The following is a 20,807-nucleotide window of genomic DNA, read 5'->3' on the forward strand; positions in this document are numbered from 1 at the left end:
CTATTAGTTTATAATTAACAGATTAACGTATTTAAGCAATTAACCTAAATACCCATGAAAATTAGAGTAGGTTTCGGATTCGATGTACATCAGTTAAAAGATCAGCACCCTTTTGTTGTTGGTGGAGTTACATTAGATCATCATAAAGGTGCTTTTGGGCATTCGGATGCCGATGTTTTGCTTCACGCCATCTGCGATGCGCTTTTAGGGGCAGCCAACCTTCGCGATATTGGTTTCCATTTTAAGAATACAGATGATAGGTGGAAGGGCATCAGTAGCCTCGTTTTATTGAAGGAAACGGTTAAATTGTTGACCGAAAAAGGATGGCAAATTGGCAATATAGATGCGATGCTTTGTTTAGAAGCGCCAAAAATTAACCCTCATATTCCTGCTATGCAACAAAATATTGCTGAAGCCATTGGAATTTCTACCGAGGATATTTCGATAAAAGCCACTACCAATGAGCAAATGGGATTTATCGGCAGGGAAGAAGGTGTTGTTTCTTATGCCGTTTGCCTGATAGAAAAACCTTAATTCCTACTAGAATTTTCGGGCGGTCAAGTAAGAAATCGGCAAGCCTATGCAAAAAATCAGAATTACTGCATTTAAAATCGCCCGTTCATAATGAAACGGTGCTGCAGGTATTTTGGTTAGTGGAACAATCAGGAGGGTCATGATCGTCCAAACGATAATGCCATATATTATTCCTGACAGGATAATATTCCTTCGTAAAACAGGTGTTTTTATTGATGCAATAGTAAAAATCAGGGTGAAGCAAAAAGCAATAAAGTAGTGGAGTGCTAAACCTATAAGAGCCGTTTTAATCCCTCCAGCAAAAGCATTTGGCCCCATAATAGCACTGGAGATATACTGAAATACCCCCATAAAATTCATCTTTCCTAAAAATATAACTGCTGCCAATCCATCTAATGTTCCGGCAATAAGCGCAGTAAATAAAACCTGTTTAAAGGAAAATATAGTTTGGTTGGATTTTTCCATTAACAATGATAATGTTTTTTTAAATAGCTTGTTATGAATTGTTTATGTTTTTTTTTGCTTGTATGTAATAATATTAAATTTTGATTCGGAACTGTCACATTGAGCTTGTCGAAATGCTTTACATTGCATTTTAACCAGCTCTTCAACAGGCTACCTTTGACAGATTCCAATATAAGGGTCGTCATTGCTTCGTCGGCTGAAAAAGCCTTCTCGCAATGACGATATCTTGATGATAAAGCATTACGCCTGCTGCTCTTTAACGTTTCCGGTCCGCTTTAACGTTCCCCAGGTTTCCAGTTCACCTTTTATAGCTTTTCTGAACGAACGGAATAGTACAATATACATTAGTTGGCGCCAGAAAAACCGCTGTGGAAATATGTAAAGTAAATTTGTATATTTTTCTTTTTCCATGCGGAAAGCGATGGCAGCAAAAATCATATCTACAACAATAAAGATGATATAATAGAAAAGTACCTGGCCAAAACCGTTATGCAGGCTTAAAATTCCTGAAAATCCGGTTAGGGTTAAATTATTTATAGCACTTAACGAAAATAGACCGCTAATTAATGAGATGAACATAAAAAGATCGGCAAGTGGAGAAAATAGCGGCAAAATGATCTGATAGATCAAAATATTTGGCATTCCTACCATCCCAAAGTAACCGTATTTCTTGTTTAGCAGTGTTTTTCTGTTTTTCCAGAAACTTTGCATTACGCCAAAACTCCAGCGGAAACGTTGTTTAAGCAACATATTCACCGTTTCTGGTGCTTCGGTATAAGCAATTGCAGTATCACAATTTTTTACGCGGTAACCTGCTTTCAAAATACGCATGGTTAAATCGCAGTCTTCGGCAAGTGTATCAATGGTAAATCCGCCAATTTCTAAAATTACATTTTTTCTGAAAGCACCTATTGCTCCAGGCACAACAGTAATTGTATTTAATAAGTCGAAAGCACGCCTATCCATATTCTGTGCAGTGATATATTCAATAGACTGCCATTTGGTAATGATATTGTTGGCATTCCCAACTTTCACAGTGCCAGCTACTGCCGCAATTTGCTCACTATAAAAATAACGCATCAGTTCGGTAACAGCATCATCTTTTAGCTGTGTATCGGCATCTATACAGACCACAAATTCGGAAGCTGCTTTTGAAATGCCATAATTTAATGCAGATGCTTTGCCTCCATTTGCTTTGCGGAAAACCTTTACCTGAGGGTGGTTGCCAAAGTGTTCATTAATAATTTCGAAGGTTTTATCTTTCGAACCATCATCCACAAAAATCAGTTCAAAATCCGGGTAGGTGGTTTTTAACAGACTATTAATGGTTTGTACAGCAGTAACTTCTTCATTGTAAGCCGGAATGATAATACTCACTTTTTCTGATGGATTTACTATCAATTTATCGATATTACGTTTTGCTCTTTTTCGCTGTCTGATGGCTAAATAGGCGATAAATATGGTCCTTAAGATAGCAAGTACAATCGCTACAGAAAATACGATGTTTAAAATCATGTTTCCATAGTAAAAGAAATTGATGAAAAAGTAATCACCAGAGCCAGAAAAACCACTATTTGCCATAGATTTTACCGCAGGCATGAGCTCTGATCTTTTTTTGCCCATTAAATCGCCAACGGTTGTAAAAGTATATCCTTTGGCTTTGAAGAATTTTATAATCCGGGGCAAGGCTGCAACGGTAGCTTCACGGTTTCCACCAGCATCATGTAATAAAAGAATATTACCGTTGTCTTGTTGTTTCACTACTTCGTTAAAAATCTGATCGGCAGTTTTGTCTGGTTGCCAATCTTCAGGATCTATATATTCCCCGATATTGATGTAATTTTCTTTACGGCTTTGTGCAACAGGTAGAATTTCGGAAATATTTTGGGGCTCGGCATCTGCATTAAATGGTGCACGGAACAGAATTGTGCTGTGGCCAGTAACTGCCTCTATTAAGCGACGGGTAGCATTTAGCTCGAATTTTACCCGTCGTGGCCCAATGGCCGACATATCAGGATGGAAGAAAGTATGGTTTCCAATTTCATAACCATCATTATATTCCTGTCTTAGCAGCTCCATATTCTGTTCAGCCATAATTCCAACTACGAAGAAACAGCCAGGCACTTTTTCCCGTTTCAAAATATTTAATACCTGTGGTGTATAAACCGGATCGGGGCCATCATCGAAGGTTAAGGCGATTTTCTTATCGGCCTCTCCAAACCTTTTAATTACATATTGCTCTGGAAGTCTGATATACTTTTGATCGGCAATAGAAAAGTTATCTTTATTTAAAGTGAACTTTACACTGCCGGGTGTAGGGGTAGAAATCAGGTCCAGAATTTCACCATCGCCTAAGTAGGAGATTCCACCCATATTTAATGAAGCAATTTTGCGTAAATCGAAGGGTTTTTTCTTTAGTGTATCCAAACTAAGGTCGTTAGAAATAAAAGACCATAAGCGTTTGTCTTCCGAGCCTAAACGCCATAAGGCTACACCAGCAATATCCCAATCATCCGCCTTGCGGATTAAATTAAAATAGGTTGCCGCATCAGTAAAGTAAACTTTATGTTTAATTCCACTGCCATCGTTGTAAGTGTAGTTTAAATTGGCAGAAGCAGGATTGTAGTTTATTTTGCTTTTATAATTAACTGCCATTGTCATCGCCTGCTCGTAAGTAACCGGCTGTCCAATGCTATTTTTTGGCCAATCGTAACCGTAGCAAGCCAATGCAAGGATTACTTTGCTGGCATTAACTTTACTGCAAATATCATCAAGCTTTTCTTCTACCCATTCCTGATGAGAAATATCGCCTGCGTTACTTTGTTCGGTATGTTGATCATAAGCCATTAATATGAGGTAATCATTATATTTTTGAAGGATTTCTGGCTTATAATCGTCGTTTTCAGGTGAAATATCCTGAGAAACTATCAGTTTTTCGGCGTGGAACTGGGTATATAGATTTTTCATAAAAGCGTTAAAACTATCGCTATTTTGGAGATTGAGCTCTTCAAAATCTATATTAATTCCACTATAACCGTATTTTTTGGTAATTGCTATAAGATCGTAGATCAATTTTTGCTGGGCAGATTCATCGTTTAATAATCTTCTTACTGCCGCACCATCCCAATGATCTTTATTGTAATTTGAAACCACTGCAATAGCCGATTTTTTGCCAGCATGTATTACTTTTAATGCCGCAGTATCTACTTTATTTACAATAGAATCACCATTTAAAAAGAACGATTCTGTAGCTACCATATCCAAGTGGCTGATGTTGCGTTTTAAATCTGATATTGATGATTCTTTACTGGCTGCCCAGCTTACGTAAAAGGCCATGTTGATGCGTTTGCTGTTACCTCGATGGCTTAAAATGCGGTATTCACGATCTTTTTTAATTTTTTGCAGCTTAGATTTTTCGATGGTGAAATCCTTATACTGTTGCGATTTTTTTAACTTCTCTAATTGTTTTTGTGTTAACGGTGTATTCGTGTTGATAAAAGGCAAATTGGGTGCCTGTACTGAAGATAGTGTGTACACCACGCAGATGATTGCGATAATGAAGACTAAAAAAAACGTACGGCTTACCCATGTAAATGTATGCCAGCGTCTTTTGGTCTCAGTTTGAAATATTTGTTTTCCGGACATTTTTCTGTTCTGATTTATTAATCAAATGTCACTAACGAATATGAAGATTGGATGAATGATTAATAAGAATGGTTAAGATGATGGATCGTTATTCCAGTTTTAAGATGCTGATTTACTTACTGTTTATCAGGTGCATAAGTGGTGTTCCCGGATCTTTTCATCATTAAGAAGTTAAGGTTTTCTTGCGTAAATTAAGATATGCGTCGTTATCCTGATAGGTTAAATTTTTTAAATACATCGGATTATTGATGGCAAGTTTTGGCGGTTCGTCATTCCCAACTTGATTGGGAACCACGGAGTGCTCATGAATACCTCTGAAAAAAGGAAAACTTATGAATAATCTTAATGCAAGCGCTTTAAGATTCCCGCCTGCGCGGGAAAGACGATCTCTCTTTTTAATCTGTCATTGGTAACTTGTTTCAGGATCTTCTGGTTTTTGTTATCTGGTAAGAGGATGTTTTCAACTGGGTTGTCCTGTAATATAAAGCCACAAAAAAGCCGACAAATTTTATAAAAAATGCCGGCTTATTTATCTATTCAGTATGATGGATGCTGAAACAAGTTCAGCATGACGATTTTCTGTTTACTCCTCTAAATAACCAAACCTACCTTGGTTGTAATCTTCAATGGCCTGATGGATTTCGGCTTCAGTATTCATTAAAAACGGACCGTACTGAACAATTGGCTCATCTATAGGTTCTCCACTTAAAATCAAAACCACGCTATTTTCTAGCGCTTCGATCTTAATCTCTTCACCTTTGTTTTTGAAGTGGATAAAATCATCCACGGATGCGGTTTCGGACCCATTAATTTTGATCGAACCTTCAATCACCATAAATCCGGTATTAAAATTCTCAGGAAAGTTAAAAGTAGCTCCACCACCTTTATTTAGCCTGGCATTATAGAGTTCTATGGGGGTAAAGGTATTTGCATTGCCTTTTATACCCCGATAATTACCAGCAATGATCTCGATTTTTCCTCCATTTTCGGGAAGATCAAAATGAGCCATATCAGCCTGCTTAACTGCCTGATATCTTGGTTTACCCATTTTATCTTTAGCAGGCAGGTTAATCCAAAGCTGAACCATTTGAAAAGGACCACCAGCTAAGCTGTAGTTCGCTTCGTGATATTCTTTATGTAGTATACCACTTGCAGCAGTCATCCATTGTACATCGCCGGGGTAAATCACACCACTGTTTCCAGAGCTATCGTGATGGGCAACCGCACCATGATAGGCAATAGTTACCGTTTCGAAGCCTCGATGTGGGTGAACACCAACGCCCCTGGGTTCTTTCCTGGCAGAAAATTCGATCTTTGAACCATAATCCATTAAGAAAAACGGACTCATGTTGATTTTATATCCACTTGGAAAAAAATTGTGTACCCTAAAGCCATCGCCAACCATATGTGGCGCTGGCGCTTTTAGTACTTTTTCTATTTGTTTTGTTTCCATGATTGGAACCTTTCTGTTATGCGTTTGGCGTTTGACGGATAATCCACGCTTATCGCCAAACGCCTATCACTTATACACTTTTTACAAACTGTAATTCGCCTAAAATGCGAACTTCTTCACTTACCATCACACCACCGGTTTCTAATGCAGCATTCCAGGTTAAACCGAATTCTGAACGGTTAATTTTTCCACTTAAAGTAAATCCTGCTTTGGTATTTCCCCATGGATCGGTAGCAATACCACCAAATTCTGCAGTTAATTTTACAGGTTTGGTTTCGCCTTTAATGGTTAAATCGCCTTTAACGATATAATCGCTGCCATCTTTTTCTACTGAATTAGATTTAAATTCGATGTGTGCAAATTTTTCAGCATCGAAGAAATCTCCGCTCTTTAAGTGATTGTCGCGATCTGTATTTCCTGTATCGATTGAACCGATATCACCTTTGAAAGAAATTTCTGCATTTTCAAATTCATCACCTTCAGATGATAATTCTGCTGAGAAAGATTTTAAACTACCGGTTACAGTAGTAATCATTAAATGTTTTACTTTAAATTGTAATTCGCTGTGGGTTGGATCTAATGTCCATTTTGTAGTTGCCATATCTTTTGTTTTTTGAGATGTTTAATATTTACAACACAAAAGTACAGCGCAGGTTTTTACTACAGATTGATGTATGGTAAGAAAGGGAAATAATTGAATGACAGAATGATTGGATGAAAGAATGATTGAGTTATTGAATGAGAAATTGAGAGAAGGATCGGATATTGGGATTTAGCCAAGACATTCACTCATTCAAAATTCATTCACTCAAAATTCAGTCTAAGGCCTGAAATGTTTATTGGCCAGCTCTTTTCTCACACGGCTTAACGATTCAGGAGTAATGCCCAAATAAGAGGCAATCATCCATTGTGGTACGCGGAGGGTAAGATTAGGATAGAGTTTTATAAAATCGAGGTATCTTTCTTCAGCCGTAGCACTTAATAACATATTGATCCTTTTCTGCATAAAACGGATCGAATTGTTGAGTAGTTTAATTTGCATGGGTTGCAAACATGGTACTTGCCTGGCGGCTTCTTCCATGAAATTGTTGGGCATTAACACGGCTTCGGTTGCTTCGATGGCATCGATAAAAAATATTGATGGCTCATTATTCATGTTGTTGCGATCAGAAACCAGCCAGTTTTCGGGGGCGAACTGAAGGATGTGTTCTTTGCCTTTCGCATCAATGGAGTACGCGCGTAATAAACCTTTGCCTACAAAATATCCATGTTTAAAATTATCGCCGGTATATTGAACTATTTCGTTTTTCTCGAATTTTTTAACCTTTAAAACAGATGATATGCTTTCGAACTGTTCATCAGTTATTTCTATTTTTTCCTGTAAGTATTTCTGGAACTGATGAATCATAAAGGCGGAATGTTATTTTTTTACGGGCTTAATATCGGAAAAATCTACACCACATTTACAATTACCACCACATCCATCTTTTTTTACCTGTAAAGATTTAAAAACCAAACGGCCAACATATACCAATGCTACCGCAAAAAGTAAAAAGACTAAAATCGTTTGAATATCCATAATACAAATATAAAGGGTTTTAGGAGGAAGGTGTTCAGTTGAATGTAAAAAGCTTAGCTTTTATTGTCATTCTGATGGTTAATTTATTGTATAAAAATCAATATAAATGACATTTAATTATTGGTCTTGTGCAATATGTGATTCCCCTCTTCAGAGTGGGGCGCAGGATGGAGCGTTTTTATTAGCCCTAGCCGGACGGGCTTCTTCCTTTTTGATGTCAAAAAGACCAGCAGAGCTAGCTTGAATGCAGTTGAAAATATAAAGGCCCATGAAAAAACAAAAAACAACGGCTGAAAATTTTTCTTTCGAAGCCAGCAGGTAGGCTTGGGCAGTGCAGTCCGAAAAATTTTTTAGGCCGGATTTAAGTAGAACGGGGATACGGTGCTACGGCCTAGTTGGGCGGAAATACAAAATCGATATAAACTTTCATATTTAAACGATTACAAAATAACGTCATTGATAGCTCGTCGAAGGAGCATCGCATAAGTCTTCGATAGGCTCAGACTGATAGGCCACTTAAACTTATAAATTTATTCCTCCATAAAACCTACAGTACCGCCAACCCAATCGAAATCGGCGTTGTAGCGTACGCCAATCATTTTTCCTTTGCTTAACCTTACCAGATTAATGCAAAGCTGAGGCTCACCACCATCGGGCCATAAATACATCATCCTGATTTCAGCCTTTACGCCACCATCTGGTGCGTGTACAGCTGGCTCGTAATTTACTTTTCTTTGTAAAATCCAGTTTTCGGGATCTTTTATATTGGTAATGTCCGTTTCGCTTACATCGATAATTACGCCCATACCAGCGAAAGAGAATAATGGCTTAAGTACGTAGTTTTCTAAATCTTTAGGAATAACCTTTACCTCGTTCAAAAAAAGCGTTTCGGGTACAAATTCGCTTTTTAAAAATGGCATGGTGTACTTGCTGATGCGGTAAAACCAGTTTGGGTGCGTTACCCATTCTACATCCAGTTCTTCGCGTGGATCGAAACTGCTTTGGAAAATTTCGGTGTTATTGGCTACCTCATCAAATATCAGGCGGTTATAAATTCTTTTTAACTGGATCTTTTCGCCATCTTCTTCATAAAAAAGCTGTTTACCTACTTTTTTAATGTCTTCCAGTGCTAAAATCTTAATGCCCAACATTTTTTGGGTCACAAAAAAATCGATAGCCGTTTTTTGGTTAGGCGCATCTACATCCATCAGGGCCACTTCTTCTGGTTTGTGGGAGCCAATAATTACTTCTTTAAGTAGCTTGATGTACGCTTCTTCGTTAAAGCCGTTTAAGAAATGATTCACAGCACCGTCAATCTCAAAATTTGTCTGGAAAGTTTTAGCCAAGTGATGCTGAAAGCCATATAAGGAAGGAAAACCCTGCATTTCGATTAGCATGGGTGTAAGTTCTCCGGCTTGATTTTTACAAATACCAAAATCGAAGGTTAAAAAGTGGGGCTGTGCATTTTCATTAGGTACATCCCAGTTGGAGGGGATTGCCTTTTGAGTAAGTGCTTTAAAATTAGGTTGCTTAATCAGGTTTATAATTTCTTCTCCTGCCGCAATCAATTTTTCTTTCAATGCTTTCGGAATAAATACTGGCGTTTCTGCAACCCTGAAAGGGATTTTCGGATAACCATTTTGCAGTTTAGCGATGAAGGTTTTGTATTTTTCTTCTGTAAATTGCTGATTGTATTTTTGGCGTTGAGCAGGTATCATAAGTTTATATAGTTTTCGTCATTACTAAAGAGAGATCGTTATTTCGACTGGAGCATTGCGGAATGGAGAAATCTCTGAATTGTTTTGTAAAAGATTTCTCCTCCGAAGGAGTTCCTTTGGAACGCTGCAGTCGAAATGACGCACGATCGCAATGGCGGCTATTTGTTTACACCACTTGCAAATCCCCAATTGCTTTTTGTAAGAAATTAGGTAAAATAACACTTTGCGTAAGTACAATCCTTGCCGGATCGTCTAAACTGTTTAACATATCCAGGTATTTTTGTTCTCCGTGCATATCAACAATTGCTTTTTTCTTTTCTTCTTGAAGTAAGTACATTTTCATGCCTACCGGATCAGCCTCTGGATGGAATTGTGTACCGATGATTTCATCGGAAAAGCGGATCGACATCATACAACGTTCTAAATCGACATGTTTACGTTCTTTTTCGATGGCCAATAATTTAGCGCCTTTTTTCTCGAAAGCAGCAAAATCTGGCTCGATCACTTGCCAATCTCTGCTGTCGACTGAAAAGAAAGGGTTGGTAATGCCATTAAAAATTTCGTCTTTTTCTCCATCTTCCGTTAAGGTTATCGGGAAAATGCCAAAAGCATTCGATCGTCTTTCGGTTACATTGCCCAATTCATATTTTCTACAAGCTAATTGGAAGGAATGGCAGATCAAAAAAGCGTACTTTTTTCGTTCATCGTTTTTATGGTTAAAAGCTTCTATCTGATCTAAGAGATTAAAGAAATCATTTTCCCATTGTTCGCCCTTACTTTCAATCGGACTACCTGGGCCACCGCTAGAAATATAAGCATCATAACCGATGCCCGGTATTTCTCCTTTTTGCCTTAAATCAAAAATATCAAAGCTTAGATCGATATTGTTATCGTTTTTAAAACGGGATAAAATTTCCTGAATTCCCCGCATACCCTGATTAGGTGCACCGTTATTCATGTCAATAACGGCCACCTTTAAGCTACTTTTATACATTATAAAATTACTTTGCGCCTATAAGTGTTTGAGTAGTAATGTAATCTACCACTGCCTCAAAGTTACCAGTTTGTTGGTAAACTGCCAACTGCCGGTCTGCGCCTGTGCCATGCTCCAATATTTTATGCACATAACTAATGTCATCACGGCAGCCTAAATCATCTACCACATCATCTACAAAATCCAATAATTCTAAAATAAGGTTGCGGCAGTTTACTTCCATTTCTTTCCCGAAATCGATCAGGTTCCCATCAATTCCATAACGGGCAGCACGCCATTTATTTTCGTTAATTAGTGCTCTCGAATAGCTGATGAATTCCATGTTCTGCAAACGCAGTTTGTACAGTTTGGCGCATAAGGCTTGAAATAGTGCAGTAAAAGCCATTGTTTCATCAATCAGCATCGGGCAATCGCAAATGCGGAACTCAACGGTGTCGAAAAACGGATGCACACGGATATCCCACCAAATTTTCTTCGCATTGTCCATGCAATTGGTTTTGATGAGCAGTTTTACATAATTATCGTAATCCTCGATGCTGTTAAAAATATCGGGAATGCCCGTACGCGGAAATTTGTCGAAAATTTTTGTGCGAAAAGATTTGTAACCCGTGTTCCGCGATTCCCAGAATGGAGAATTGGTAGATAGGGCAAAAACATGGGGCAGGAAATACCTCACCTGGTTTGCAATATGAATGGCCAGCTCGCGAGATTGAAAACCTACGTGTACGTGCAGCCCAAAAATGAGGTTAGAACGTGCAGCCTCCTGTAGTTCGTTCACAATTTCATTATAGCGGGGATGTTCTGTAATTAACTGTTTTTCCCAATGTGAGAAGGGGTGTGTACCAGCAGCTCCAATCCTTAAGCCTTGCTCGCCGGCGAGCTGCGATACGGTATAACGTAATTGGGAAATTTCTTTACGTGCTTCGGTGGTCGTTTTACAAATGCCCGTTCCAACTTCTACCACAGCCTGGTGCATTTCTGCCTTAACCTGGTCTTTGTGGATTTTTTGTGCGGCCTCTACGATTTTTTGGTCGTGAGAAGTAAGCTCTCTGGTAACGGGATCAATTACCATGTATTCTTCTTCTATGCCCAGCGTAAACTCGTTCATCCTAGTGTTGATTAAATTTTAAATCCCAATTATTTTTTTGGTGCAGCTTTTTTAGGCTTTGCCGGTGCTTTTTCGGTTGTTGTCGATTTAGCCACCTTTGGTGCAGCCTTCACAATTAATGGTTTGCCTCCAACCGACGATTTAATGTATTCGCCCCAGGTTAGATTATCTTGCCCGTCTTTTTGCGCTTTTGCTCTTTCAATGGCATAATTTGCCGTAGTTTCTACTACCCAATCAAAATTTTCCTGACCAACGCTTTTGATATCCGCATCAGGTGCGGGGTTACAGAAATCGATTGCAATAGGCACTCCATCACGCACCGCGAATTCTACCGTATTGAAATCGTATCCTAAGTACTTGCATAGCTTTAGGGTGTACTCTTCTACAGTTTTAAGCAGCTTCGCATCTGGCGATTTGCCTTCAGTTGCATAACGCAAGTGATGCGGATTCCGTGGGTCGTACTGCATAATACGGACATATTTGCCACCAATGCAATAACACCTAAAATATTCTTCAAAAATGATCTCTTCCTGCAAAAGCATCACCAGCTGTTGTGTACCGCTGTGTTTATCAAAAAAATCTTCTTTGTCATGCAGTTTATAAACATCTCTCCAGCCACCACCATCATAAGGTTTCATATAGGCCGGAAAACCAGTGTATTCGAAAATCGCATCCCAATCCAACGGCATGGTTAGGTTAGAGAAAGATTCTCCTGTGGTTCCTGTAGGGTGTTCTCTAGATGGAATTAAGGCTGTTTTGGGTACGGGTACGCCAATTTGTTCGGCAAGTGCATTGTTGAAAAACTTCTCGTCGGCACTCCACCAAAATGGGTTATTAATTACGGCAGTTCCGGTAATGGCGGCATTTTTTAGTGATGCGCGGTAGAATGGTACATCTTGCGAAATACGATCGATGATTACCGAATAACCTAATGGTGCATTCTGAAATATTTTGTCGATTTTAACAGCTTCGGCGGTAATGCCTTTTTCTGCTTTTTGATTAATTCTTTCGATTACGGCTTCAGGAAAAGAGCGTTCCTGTCCAAATAAAATCCCTATTTTCTTCATTGGTAAATTTTAGTTTAAATGTTTAACTGGTTAATCGGTTAATTGTTTGATAATTATATCCTAAATCGACTCGGGACTTAAGACTGCCGACTTTGGACCAAACTAAAGCTGTGCAATATAATCTGGAAACATTTCTCTCCAGATGGGCCAATCGTGATCTGCATTCTGTCTGATATCAAGCCAGTGGTCGATGCCCTTTTTGTTTAAAATATCAGCTAAACGCTCATTGTCAGGCCTGCACATATCGCGATCGGTTGTGCCCAAAACAATTTTCATATAATGCAGTTCGGGGTTACTATTATTCAGCAGATAATCAACCGGATTGTTAAAATAAACATCATCATTATAAAAACCATCCAACTGACCAGAAATATCGAAAGCCCCGCTCATACTAAACATATGGCTAACCAACCAGGGATGCCGAAAAGCGAAATTAGCAGCATGATAGCCTCCGAAACTACAGCCAGCGGTAATAATTTTGCTGTGCCCGGTTTCGTGCCTTGCCAGAGGGGCTACCTCTTCCAATAAATACTTGTCGTACCAGATGTGGTTTTTAACCCTGTCGGCAGGATGAATACTTTTGTTGTACCAGCTTAATTTGTCGACCCCATCGGGGCAATAGATCTTAATTTTTCCTTCATTGATAAATCCCTCAACAGAATCTATCAGTTTGAAATCCTTGTTTTCAAAATATCGGCCCATGCTTGTCGGGAACAGTAGGATAGGGATACCACCGTGACCAAAGATGAGCATGTCGATTTCGCCACTTAAATTCGGGCTGTACCATTTCTTATGTTCTTCTTTAACCATAATTAAAATTGAATGACTTAAGGTATAAATTAAATTCTACAAAAAGAATAGTTTAAGCGGTAAAAATGATGCAAATCAAAAGCCTATTGTAAAAATTAACCTATGATAATTAATAGTTTAGCAAGATTTGTACCTTTGCCCCGAATTCTGAGGCGATAGCCATGTGATAGGGGATTTTGAATATGATGTACACGACAATTCTATCAGTAAAAGTTAACAAAAGCAATTTTAAAATACCATCTGCTTATTTAAAGCACGAGGTAGAAATAGATATTTATACACCTGAAGGTATTTTGGGAAATGAGAAAATAGAGCTTCTTTTATTAAATGATGGGCAGGATGTGGCCAAAATGGATTTCCGCCGGATTTTGGAAGAAGCCCACCATGGTAAAAGAAACCACAGGTTAATTGTTGTGGCTATTAGGGCATCAGAAGACAGACTAATGGAATATGGTGTAGCGGGTGTGCCCGATTTTAAAGGGCGTGGAGCGAAAGCCGATTTATACACCGATTTCGTGATCAAAGAGCTTTTGCCTTTTGTTAAAAAGAAAATTGCGATGCCGATAACTGGTAAAGTAGGTTTTGCGGGATTTTCTTTGGGCGGTTTGTCTGCTTTTGATATTGCCTGGAATAATCCTTCTGCTTTTGATGCCATCGGTGTTTTTTCAGGGGCATTTTGGTGGAGAAAAAAAGATCTGACAGAAGGGTATACTGATGCAGATCGTATTATGCATGCAAAACTAGAAAGTACCTCTGCCAGACCTGATATGAAATTCTGGTTAATGACCGGAACGGAAGATGAGGAGGCTGATCGGAATAAAAATATGATCATCGATTCTATAGATGATACAATTGATGTGGTTAAAATACTCTTGAATAAAGGCTATAAACGGCCCGAAAATGTATTTTATTATGAAAAAGTTGGGGGTAAACACGATGTTCCAACCTGGGAAAGTGTAATGCCTGCCTTTTTAGATTGGGCATTTGAGGTTTAGCAATTATATCTTACCCAAAAGCACATTCATTTTTAAACTTAGTTTTTTTGCGCCAAATTCGTTAAGGTGATCGCCATCGTAAAAATCCTGCTCACGGAAAGAACTATCCTGTAAAAGGTTGAAATACTTCACTGTACTATGTGTGGTATTTAGTTTCTTGATGGTTGAAAGTGTAGTATTCAGCTGGTTTTTGCTCAAATGCGATACATAAGATTTATAAGCTGGGCTGGTAAACAACACCACCTTAATATGTTTGTGCTCTGCAAAGGCTATAATTTCATCCAATAAATGCAGGTTAGTTGAATATTGAAGATTGTCTTTAGCCGTATGTCTTGCTGCGGCTGTTGCCCCGCTTATCATTAAATCTTTATGGTTGATCGCTTTATAACTCGATCCCCAGCCCAGGTTACTACAACTAATATCATTTTCACCTCTAACATAATGGTTTAAAAGCCGGCTTAAATTGATGTCGAATTTATTACTCAACATTTCTGTTCCGTTGAAAATTTTATGATCGGTATTGATATCATAATAAATGCGGTAGTTTTTCGCACGCCAAGCCTCGGGGCTATTTTCTAAACGGCCATAAAAGGAAAAATAATCAACTGGGATCACAATGTATTTTAAATTGGTCCATTGATCTTTATATTTTTTTAGAATTTCCAGGTCATAATCAAATGATTGTGAAATGTAACTCGCATTAAAACTCGATTTGATATACTTTGGATCGATACCATAATACACGTGGGAGCTGCCCAGAAATAAAATGTTTACCTCTTTGGCATGGTGATCGAGATAGTTTTTTTTGTATTCATAATCGTTTGGGATTTTTCTGATCAAAACTTCGAAAAAAACACCTAGAAGTATGATGGGAAATAGGAAGATGGCGATATATTTAACGAATTTTTTCATAATTAAAATTGAAAGTAAATGAATTGCTGTTCCGCCCCTGCGAAAAAGAATATTACCAGAACAAGGCCATAATAAATACCCCATCTTACTGGTTTTGGCCACGATAAAGCGAATTTGGCAATGGCATATTGCTCCATCCTGCCATTCCATTCGATTAGTATAAACAAGGCGAGTAATAGAAATAGTTTAATCGGCAGTATTTGAGGAATGATGAAAAACGATTCGGAACCAATGGTTGATATGATATTGAAAGCATGCTGTACAGAATTTGCCCTGAAAAATATCCAGGCGAAAACTGTTAATCCAAATGTTAATATAATTGCTGCTAATTCTTTTAAGCTTGGAAATGTCTTTCCCTGTGCAACGGTATCCAGATTCGAACGGTTGGTGTTGAAAATTATCGAGGGCATAATGTACAGCGCATTTAATAAGCCCCAGATGATGAAGGTCCAGTTGGCGCCATGCCAAAAACCGCTCACAAGGAAGATGATAAACGTGTTCCTCACTTTTGCCCAGGTTCCGCCTTTGCTTCCGCCTAAGGGGATGTAAAGATAATCTCTGAACCAGGTGGATAGCGAGATATGCCATCTACGCCAGAATTCGGCAATATCCCTGGAGAAATAGGGGTAGGCAAAGTTTCTTAACAGCTCTATCCCAAATAAACGTGCTGTACCTAAAGCGATATCAGAATAGCCAGAGAAATCTCCATATATCTGAAAGGCAAAAAGGATGGCACCAAGCAACAATGTACTGCCCGAATATTCGCCTGAATGGTTGAAAATCATATTGGCATAATTAGCACATTGATCGGCAATGACGATTTTTTTAAACAAGCCCCATAAAATCTGCCGTAAGCCATCAATTGCCCTGCTGTAGTCAAAAGATCTTTCTTTTTTGATCTGAGGAAGCAGGTGTGTGGCCCGTTCTATCGGCCCGGCAACCAGTAGAGGAAAAAAACTTACAAATAACGAGTAATCGATAAAGTTCTTTTCTGCCGATATACGGTTCTTATAAATATCGATTACGTATGACAGGCCGTGAAAAGTGTAAAATGATATACCAACAGGTAAAATGACTTTTAATGTCCATGGGTTTACCTGAAGGCCAAAATTTGCAATAGCATCAGCAAAAGAATCGGCGAAGAAATTATAGTATTTAAATACGCCTAAAAAACCGAGATTAATGGAAATACTCAGCCAGAACCAAAATTTTTTAGCCCTGTTATTTTTGCTTTCCATCATTTTTAACCCGGTGAAATAATCCAATAATGTGGAAAAAATGAGTAGGAACATAAACCGCCAATCCCAGCAGGCATAAAAGAAATAGCTGGCACCCAGCAATAATATATTTTGAGATCTTAAACGTTCTTTCCCCAGAACCCAATAGAGTATAAAAACTATGGGCAGGAAAGCAGCAAAGCTAAAAGAGTTGAACAGCATAGCGTTAAGGTTAATACTTCGTTTAAGAATAAAATTAACGCTTTGTGCTGTCCGATTAATACGACGGGTAAATTTGTACGCAGAATTGCTTAAAGGTGTGAAATACCTGTATAGTTATTTCACGGTATTTTTATTGTTGATATTTTAAAAAAATACCGGTGTCGAAAATGGTCCACAAACAGCTTTTTTGTCCACACGATTTTAATGCTGCATTGGCCCAGGTATTGCAGGTTTTAAAAATACTGTAACTTCCTTCTGCTTCGTAAAAAGCATCACCGATATCATAATGGATGTTTGATTTAACATTGATCAAATGCCCTGCTTCATCTTTTCTGAAACTATTTAAAATATAATTAATCAGTTGTTGGTATTGCGTTTTGCTGATCATGATTTTCTTACAGCTTGCATCTTCCAGTATCTTTTTGTAATAAGTAGTGTGCATGGCCGATGTGCTTAATCCAGAGATTGCCCTTAGTCCGTTACTGAGTTTAAGATCCGAAAATTCTGGTGTTTCGAGGTAGAATTTTTTATCGCCCCAGCCCATAGCCAGGTATTGATAAGTGCTATCGGCTTCAAGCGTATTTTGGTAACGGATTTCTTTTGTCCAGTTTATTTCAGCGCTGACTGCCGGAACCACAATATCAGTATGTACACCGTTCGTCATGATGTAGATGGCAACCTCTTTAGGGTTTGAAGGGTTGGTATTTATGGTAATGCGCGAGCAACAAAAGGCGATTAGAAAATAAAGCCCAATCAATGTGATAAAAGCAATACTGCACCTGCCTGCATATTTTAAAAACCTTTTGTTCATTTCGATGGGTTATTTATTCTTAATACAGCATTTGAGTTTTTGGTAACCCATTAAGCTCCAGATATCGATTTTATTGATGGCGGTATTGAAAAACACGATTTTTTGCGGCTATGACTTATCTGTACCTTCACTATATGATAAAAGGACTATTTGAAACACACATTTATGTTGAAGATTTAGCAAGATCGATCGATTTTTATAGCAATATTTTGGGCTTAATACAATGCCATTACGAAGAAGAACGTAAAATTGCATTTTTTTGGATCGGGAAACCTAAAGAAGCCATGCTTGGAATCTGGGAAAAGCCAAAAGATGAGATTGATATCAGACATTTTGCCTTCCGTTGCGATGTAGAAGATGTGCTGAACAAATCGGTTAACTTTCTCGAATCTAAAAACCTAAAGCCATATAATTTTCTTAATAATGGAAATCACAAGCCAATGGTTTTTACGTGGATGCCCGCCTTAGCTATTTATTTTAATGATACCGATGGGCATGCATTAGAATTTATAGCCATTTTAGAAGGAGAAGCAAAGCCAGCATTGGGTGTAATTTCTTACGAAGAATGGTTAAACACATAAATCTCTCAACCAGCTAGCTTTGTTAGCGCTTCAGCGGTCGAGCCCAAAAAGTTGATGTGTTTACCTTTATTGCTTTCATAAATAAAATCTTTTATGCTTTTATTTTGATATGGACTAAAATCGCCAATAATGGCCAGGCTTACCCTGTAATTTGAAAACTTCTGGAGAATTTCTCCTGCTATTCCGTTTTTTAGGTCGAAGAAAGCAGGTGTGATGTTCTGTGCGTGTATAATGATTTTATCAAAATCCTGGTAGTATAAGTTTCCCAATAAGTCTAGCCCATCGGCTGCGTTATTAATAATTATTTCTTCCGAAAGAATTTCGGCAATATTGGTATTGTTTACGGTGTGTGATTCAATTTTCATTTATATTTTAAAATAGGGGGTGTGTTGTAATTCATTGTGGCTAATTTAAAGATTATGTTTTCTTTTAAACATTTTGTTCAAACCTTATTTGATTGAAAAAAGTAGTACTCCGCCTTTCTATTTAAAAATGAGATAATTGCAACATTATCATCGTATTAAATAGTACGCAATATAGTAGAAAATCCATTTCTAAACACTATCTTTGCGCCAAATTTGAGGCGCATTTTATGCAAAAGATTAGAAATATAGCTATTATAGCACACGTTGACCACGGCAAAACTACTTTGGTTGATAAGATTTTACATTCTTGTTCTATTTTTCGTGACAACGAACAAACAGGAGATTTGATATTGGATAACAACGATTTAGAGCGCGAGCGTGGTATCACGATTGTATCTAAAAACGTATCGGTTCAGTACAAAGACGTAAAAATTAACATTATTGACACTCCTGGTCACGCGGATTTCGGCGGTGAGGTAGAGCGTGTTTTGAAAATGGCAGATGGTGTACTTTTACTTTGCGATGCTTTTGAAGGTGCAATGCCTCAAACGCGTTTCGTAACGCAAAAAGCTTTGGCCCTTGGTTTAAAACCGATTGTGGTGGTAAACAAAGTGGATAAAGAAAACTGTCGTCCAGAAGAGGTTTATGAGCAGATTTTCGAATTGTTCTTTAACCTTGAGGCAACAGAAGAGCAATTGGATTTCCCGGTAATTTACGGTTCATCCAAACAAGGATGGATGAGTACTGACTGGAAGGTGCCAACTACTGATATTTTCGCTTTATTAGATGCGGTTGTGGCTAACATTCCACCTGCACCAATTAACGATGGTACATTACAGATGCAAATCACTTCGTTAGATTATTCATCTTTCGTAGGTCGTATTGCAATCGGTCGTGTTCACCGTGGTACAATTAAAGAAAACCAACCGGTTACTTTAATCAAACGCGATGGCAAAATTGTTAAATCAAGAGTAAAAGAACTTTATACTTTCGAAGGTTTAGGAAAAATCCGTACCACAGAAGTAAGTTCAGGCGATATTTGTGCCGTTGTTGGTATTGATGGTTTTGATATTGGTGATACCATTTCTGACTTTGATGCTCCGGAACAATTACCAGTAATCAGTATTGATGAGCCAACGATGAACATGTTGTTCACCATCAATAACTCTCCATTTTTCGGTAAAGAAGGTAAATTGGTTACTTCTCAACGTATTAAAGAACGTTTGATCAAAGAAACTGAGAAAAACTTAGCTTTAAAAGTTGTAGAAACTCCATCTCCTGATTCATGGTTGGTTTACGGTCGTGGTATTCTCCATTTATCGGTGTTAATCGAAACCATGCGTCGCGAAGGTTACGAAATTCAGGTTGGTCAACCACAGGTTATTGTTAAAGAAATCGACGGTAAAAAATGTGAGCCAATTGAAACCTTAATCGTTGATGTACCGGGTGAAGTTTCTGGTAAGGTAATCGAATTGGTAACTCAACGTAAAGGTGAGTTGTTAATTATGGAGCCAAAAGGTGATTTACAGCATTTAGAATTCGAAATCCCATCTCGTGGTATTATCGGTTTACGTAACAACGTATTAACTGCTACTGCTGGCGAGGCAATTATGGCACACCGTTTCAAAGCTTACGAACCTTGGAAAGGTACAATTCCTGGCCGCTCAAACGGTGTATTGGTATCAATGGATAAAGGACAAACAACCGCATATTCAATCGATAAATTACAGGATAGAGGTCGTTTCTTTGTTGATCCAGGAGTTGATGTTTACGAAGGTCAGATTATGGGTGAGCACATCCGTGATAATGATTTAGTGGTAAATATTGTTAAAGGTAAAGCCTTAACCAATATGCGTGCATCAGGTACTGATGATAATGCCCGTATTGCACCTGCAATTAAATTCTCTTTAGAAGAAGCAATGGAGTATATCCAAGCTGATGAATATATCGAGGTTACACCTGCAAGCATGCGCTTACGTAAAATCTTCTTAACAGAACAAGAACGTAAAGTTAAAGGAAAGCAATTCGCTTAAACCTTTGAACATATTGATACTAAAGCCTCGATGTAAATCGGGGCTTTTTTGCGTTTTACCAATTAGTATTAATAATAGCGCATAACAAATTGCCGTTTGTTTTTACCACCTGAGTCATCTAAGAACATCTGAGCGCATAATTTATGTTTTATTATTCTAAGTTGAACTAAAGCGGCTTAGGTGGTCGAAAATGATATGGAAAGCAATTGCGAGGCTTTTTTTATTGTTAGTCCTTCTTTCCGCTAAATCCCCGATGAAGAATCGGGGGATATCGCTGCAATAAGGTTTAGGGGCGTTG

Annotated in this window: 19 protein-coding genes; 4 read left to right on the forward strand and 15 right to left on the reverse strand. The window is 38.2% G+C overall.

What is annotated here, in order from left to right; genetic code table 11:
* Positions 1–54 precede the first annotated feature (54 nt).
* Positions 55–534 (forward strand): 2-C-methyl-D-erythritol 2,4-cyclodiphosphate synthase, encoded by a 480-nt coding sequence (ispF, locus tag J7E57_RS01795; RefSeq protein WP_215129999.1) that lies wholly within the window; start codon positions 55–57, stop codon positions 532–534.
* A 6-nt stretch (positions 535–540) separates the two neighbouring features.
* On the opposite strand, the gene J7E57_RS01800 is transcribed toward ispF, so the two are convergent.
* From J7E57_RS01800 to J7E57_RS01850, 11 genes are all read right to left on the reverse strand, one after another.
* Positions 541–999, reverse strand: a complete 459-nt coding sequence (locus J7E57_RS01800; RefSeq protein WP_215130000.1) for a hypothetical protein — start codon at positions 997–999, stop codon at positions 541–543.
* 240 nt (positions 1,000–1,239) lie between these two features.
* Positions 1,240–4,644: a glycosyltransferase gene (locus J7E57_RS01805; RefSeq protein ID WP_215130001.1), complete on the reverse strand. Its 3,405-nt coding sequence runs from the start codon at positions 4,642–4,644 to the stop codon at positions 1,240–1,242.
* 583 nt (positions 4,645–5,227) lie between these two features.
* Positions 5,228–6,097: a pirin family protein gene (locus tag J7E57_RS01810; protein WP_215130002.1), complete on the reverse strand. Its 870-nt coding sequence runs from the start codon at positions 6,095–6,097 to the stop codon at positions 5,228–5,230.
* Between the two features lie 70 nt (positions 6,098–6,167).
* On the reverse strand, positions 6,168–6,698 hold the full coding sequence (locus J7E57_RS01815) for a YceI family protein (protein ID WP_215130003.1): 531 nt from the start codon (positions 6,696–6,698) through the stop codon (positions 6,168–6,170).
* 219 nt (positions 6,699–6,917) lie between these two features.
* The gene (locus tag J7E57_RS01820; RefSeq protein WP_029274727.1) at positions 6,918–7,505 is read right to left on the reverse strand and encodes a Crp/Fnr family transcriptional regulator; all 588 of its coding nucleotides are present in this window, start codon (positions 7,503–7,505) and stop codon (positions 6,918–6,920) included.
* A 12-nt stretch (positions 7,506–7,517) separates the two neighbouring features.
* Entirely contained in the window at positions 7,518–7,676 is a 159-nt protein-coding gene (locus J7E57_RS01825; protein ID WP_082458743.1) for a FeoB-associated Cys-rich membrane protein, read from the reverse strand.
* A 530-nt stretch (positions 7,677–8,206) separates the two neighbouring features.
* Positions 8,207–9,394 (reverse strand): hypothetical protein, encoded by a 1,188-nt coding sequence (locus J7E57_RS01830; protein ID WP_215130005.1) that lies wholly within the window; start codon positions 9,392–9,394, stop codon positions 8,207–8,209.
* A gap of 166 nt (positions 9,395–9,560) precedes the next feature.
* Positions 9,561–10,388: a type 1 glutamine amidotransferase gene (locus tag J7E57_RS01835; RefSeq protein WP_215130007.1), complete on the reverse strand. Its 828-nt coding sequence runs from the start codon at positions 10,386–10,388 to the stop codon at positions 9,561–9,563.
* Positions 10,389–10,395: 7 nt separating this feature from the next.
* Entirely contained in the window at positions 10,396–11,496 is a 1,101-nt protein-coding gene (locus J7E57_RS01840) for a carboxylate-amine ligase (protein WP_215130009.1), read from the reverse strand.
* A 29-nt stretch (positions 11,497–11,525) separates the two neighbouring features.
* A complete protein-coding gene (locus J7E57_RS01845) occupies positions 11,526–12,563 on the reverse strand; it encodes a RimK family alpha-L-glutamate ligase (RefSeq protein ID WP_251029759.1) in 1,038 nt (345 codons plus the stop codon).
* Positions 12,564–12,665: 102 nt separating this feature from the next.
* Positions 12,666–13,373 carry an esterase family protein gene (locus J7E57_RS01850; protein WP_215130011.1) on the reverse strand — a complete coding sequence of 236 codons (708 nt, stop codon included), beginning with the start codon at positions 13,371–13,373 and terminating at the stop codon, positions 12,666–12,668.
* Between the two features lie 182 nt (positions 13,374–13,555).
* Between J7E57_RS01850 and J7E57_RS01855 the strand changes: the two genes are divergently transcribed.
* Positions 13,556–14,368 (forward strand): alpha/beta hydrolase, encoded by an 813-nt coding sequence (locus tag J7E57_RS01855; protein ID WP_215130014.1) that lies wholly within the window; start codon positions 13,556–13,558, stop codon positions 14,366–14,368.
* Positions 14,369–14,371: 3 nt separating this feature from the next.
* On the opposite strand, the gene J7E57_RS01860 is transcribed toward J7E57_RS01855, so the two are convergent.
* The 3 genes from J7E57_RS01860 to J7E57_RS01870 all read right to left on the reverse strand — a co-directional run bounded on the left by J7E57_RS01860 (position 14,372) and on the right by J7E57_RS01870 (position 17,530).
* The gene (locus J7E57_RS01860; RefSeq protein ID WP_215130016.1) at positions 14,372–15,280 is read right to left on the reverse strand and encodes a hypothetical protein; all 909 of its coding nucleotides are present in this window, start codon (positions 15,278–15,280) and stop codon (positions 14,372–14,374) included.
* Positions 15,281–15,282: 2 nt separating this feature from the next.
* Positions 15,283–16,719, reverse strand: a complete 1,437-nt coding sequence (locus tag J7E57_RS01865; protein WP_215130018.1) for an MBOAT family O-acyltransferase — start codon at positions 16,717–16,719, stop codon at positions 15,283–15,285.
* A gap of 130 nt (positions 16,720–16,849) precedes the next feature.
* Entirely contained in the window at positions 16,850–17,530 is a 681-nt protein-coding gene (locus J7E57_RS01870) for a TIGR02117 family protein (protein ID WP_215130020.1), read from the reverse strand.
* 134 nt (positions 17,531–17,664) lie between these two features.
* Here J7E57_RS01870 and J7E57_RS01875 point away from each other — a divergent pair, with 134 nt between their 5' ends.
* On the forward strand, positions 17,665–18,111 hold the full coding sequence (locus tag J7E57_RS01875) for a VOC family protein (protein ID WP_215130022.1): 447 nt from the start codon (positions 17,665–17,667) through the stop codon (positions 18,109–18,111).
* Positions 18,112–18,116: 5 nt separating this feature from the next.
* Here the strand turns inward: J7E57_RS01875 and J7E57_RS01880 are convergent, their stop codons facing one another.
* Complete coding sequence (locus J7E57_RS01880) at positions 18,117–18,476, reverse strand: DUF4180 domain-containing protein (RefSeq protein WP_215130024.1); 360 nt, start codon at positions 18,474–18,476, stop codon at positions 18,117–18,119.
* 227 nt (positions 18,477–18,703) lie between these two features.
* Between J7E57_RS01880 and typA the strand changes: the two genes are divergently transcribed.
* A complete protein-coding gene (typA, locus tag J7E57_RS01885; RefSeq protein ID WP_215130025.1) occupies positions 18,704–20,509 on the forward strand; it encodes a translational GTPase TypA in 1,806 nt (601 codons plus the stop codon).
* The last annotated feature ends 298 nt before the right edge of the window (positions 20,510–20,807 follow it).

This window comes from Pedobacter sp. ISL-64 (genome assembly GCF_018613605.1).
In the GTDB taxonomy this organism is placed as follows: domain Bacteria; phylum Bacteroidota; class Bacteroidia; order Sphingobacteriales; family Sphingobacteriaceae; genus Pedobacter.

What these genes read in the sequence shown, in the direction of transcription:
- ispF (WP_215129999.1), top strand. Translation starts at nt 55, where the DNA reads ATGAAAATTAGAGTAGGTTTCGGATTCGATGTACATCAGTTAAAAGAT.
- J7E57_RS01800 (WP_215130000.1), bottom strand. Translation starts at nt 999, where the DNA reads ATGGAAAAATCCAACCAAACTATATTTTCCTTTAAACAGGTTTTATTT.
- J7E57_RS01805 (WP_215130001.1), bottom strand. Translation starts at nt 4,644, where the DNA reads ATGTCCGGAAAACAAATATTTCAAACTGAGACCAAAAGACGCTGGCAT.
- J7E57_RS01810 (WP_215130002.1), bottom strand. Translation starts at nt 6,097, where the DNA reads ATGGAAACAAAACAAATAGAAAAAGTACTAAAAGCGCCAGCGCCACAT.
- J7E57_RS01815 (WP_215130003.1), bottom strand. Translation starts at nt 6,698, where the DNA reads ATGGCAACTACAAAATGGACATTAGATCCAACCCACAGCGAATTACAA.
- J7E57_RS01820 (WP_029274727.1), bottom strand. Translation starts at nt 7,505, where the DNA reads ATGATTCATCAGTTCCAGAAATACTTACAGGAAAAAATAGAAATAACT.
- J7E57_RS01825 (WP_082458743.1), bottom strand. Translation starts at nt 7,676, where the DNA reads ATGGATATTCAAACGATTTTAGTCTTTTTACTTTTTGCGGTAGCATTG.
- J7E57_RS01830 (WP_215130005.1), bottom strand. Translation starts at nt 9,394, where the DNA reads ATGATACCTGCTCAACGCCAAAAATACAATCAGCAATTTACAGAAGAA.
- J7E57_RS01835 (WP_215130007.1), bottom strand. Translation starts at nt 10,388, where the DNA reads ATGTATAAAAGTAGCTTAAAGGTGGCCGTTATTGACATGAATAACGGT.
- J7E57_RS01840 (WP_215130009.1), bottom strand. Translation starts at nt 11,496, where the DNA reads ATGAACGAGTTTACGCTGGGCATAGAAGAAGAATACATGGTAATTGAT.
- J7E57_RS01845 (WP_251029759.1), bottom strand. Translation starts at nt 12,563, where the DNA reads ATGAAGAAAATAGGGATTTTATTTGGACAGGAACGCTCTTTTCCTGAA.
- J7E57_RS01850 (WP_215130011.1), bottom strand. Translation starts at nt 13,373, where the DNA reads ATGGTTAAAGAAGAACATAAGAAATGGTACAGCCCGAATTTAAGTGGC.
- J7E57_RS01855 (WP_215130014.1), top strand. Translation starts at nt 13,556, where the DNA reads ATGATGTACACGACAATTCTATCAGTAAAAGTTAACAAAAGCAATTTT.
- J7E57_RS01860 (WP_215130016.1), bottom strand. Translation starts at nt 15,280, where the DNA reads ATGAAAAAATTCGTTAAATATATCGCCATCTTCCTATTTCCCATCATA.
- J7E57_RS01865 (WP_215130018.1), bottom strand. Translation starts at nt 16,719, where the DNA reads ATGCTGTTCAACTCTTTTAGCTTTGCTGCTTTCCTGCCCATAGTTTTT.
- J7E57_RS01870 (WP_215130020.1), bottom strand. Translation starts at nt 17,530, where the DNA reads ATGAACAAAAGGTTTTTAAAATATGCAGGCAGGTGCAGTATTGCTTTT.
- J7E57_RS01875 (WP_215130022.1), top strand. Translation starts at nt 17,665, where the DNA reads ATGATAAAAGGACTATTTGAAACACACATTTATGTTGAAGATTTAGCA.
- J7E57_RS01880 (WP_215130024.1), bottom strand. Translation starts at nt 18,476, where the DNA reads ATGAAAATTGAATCACACACCGTAAACAATACCAATATTGCCGAAATT.
- typA (WP_215130025.1), top strand. Translation starts at nt 18,704, where the DNA reads ATGCAAAAGATTAGAAATATAGCTATTATAGCACACGTTGACCACGGC.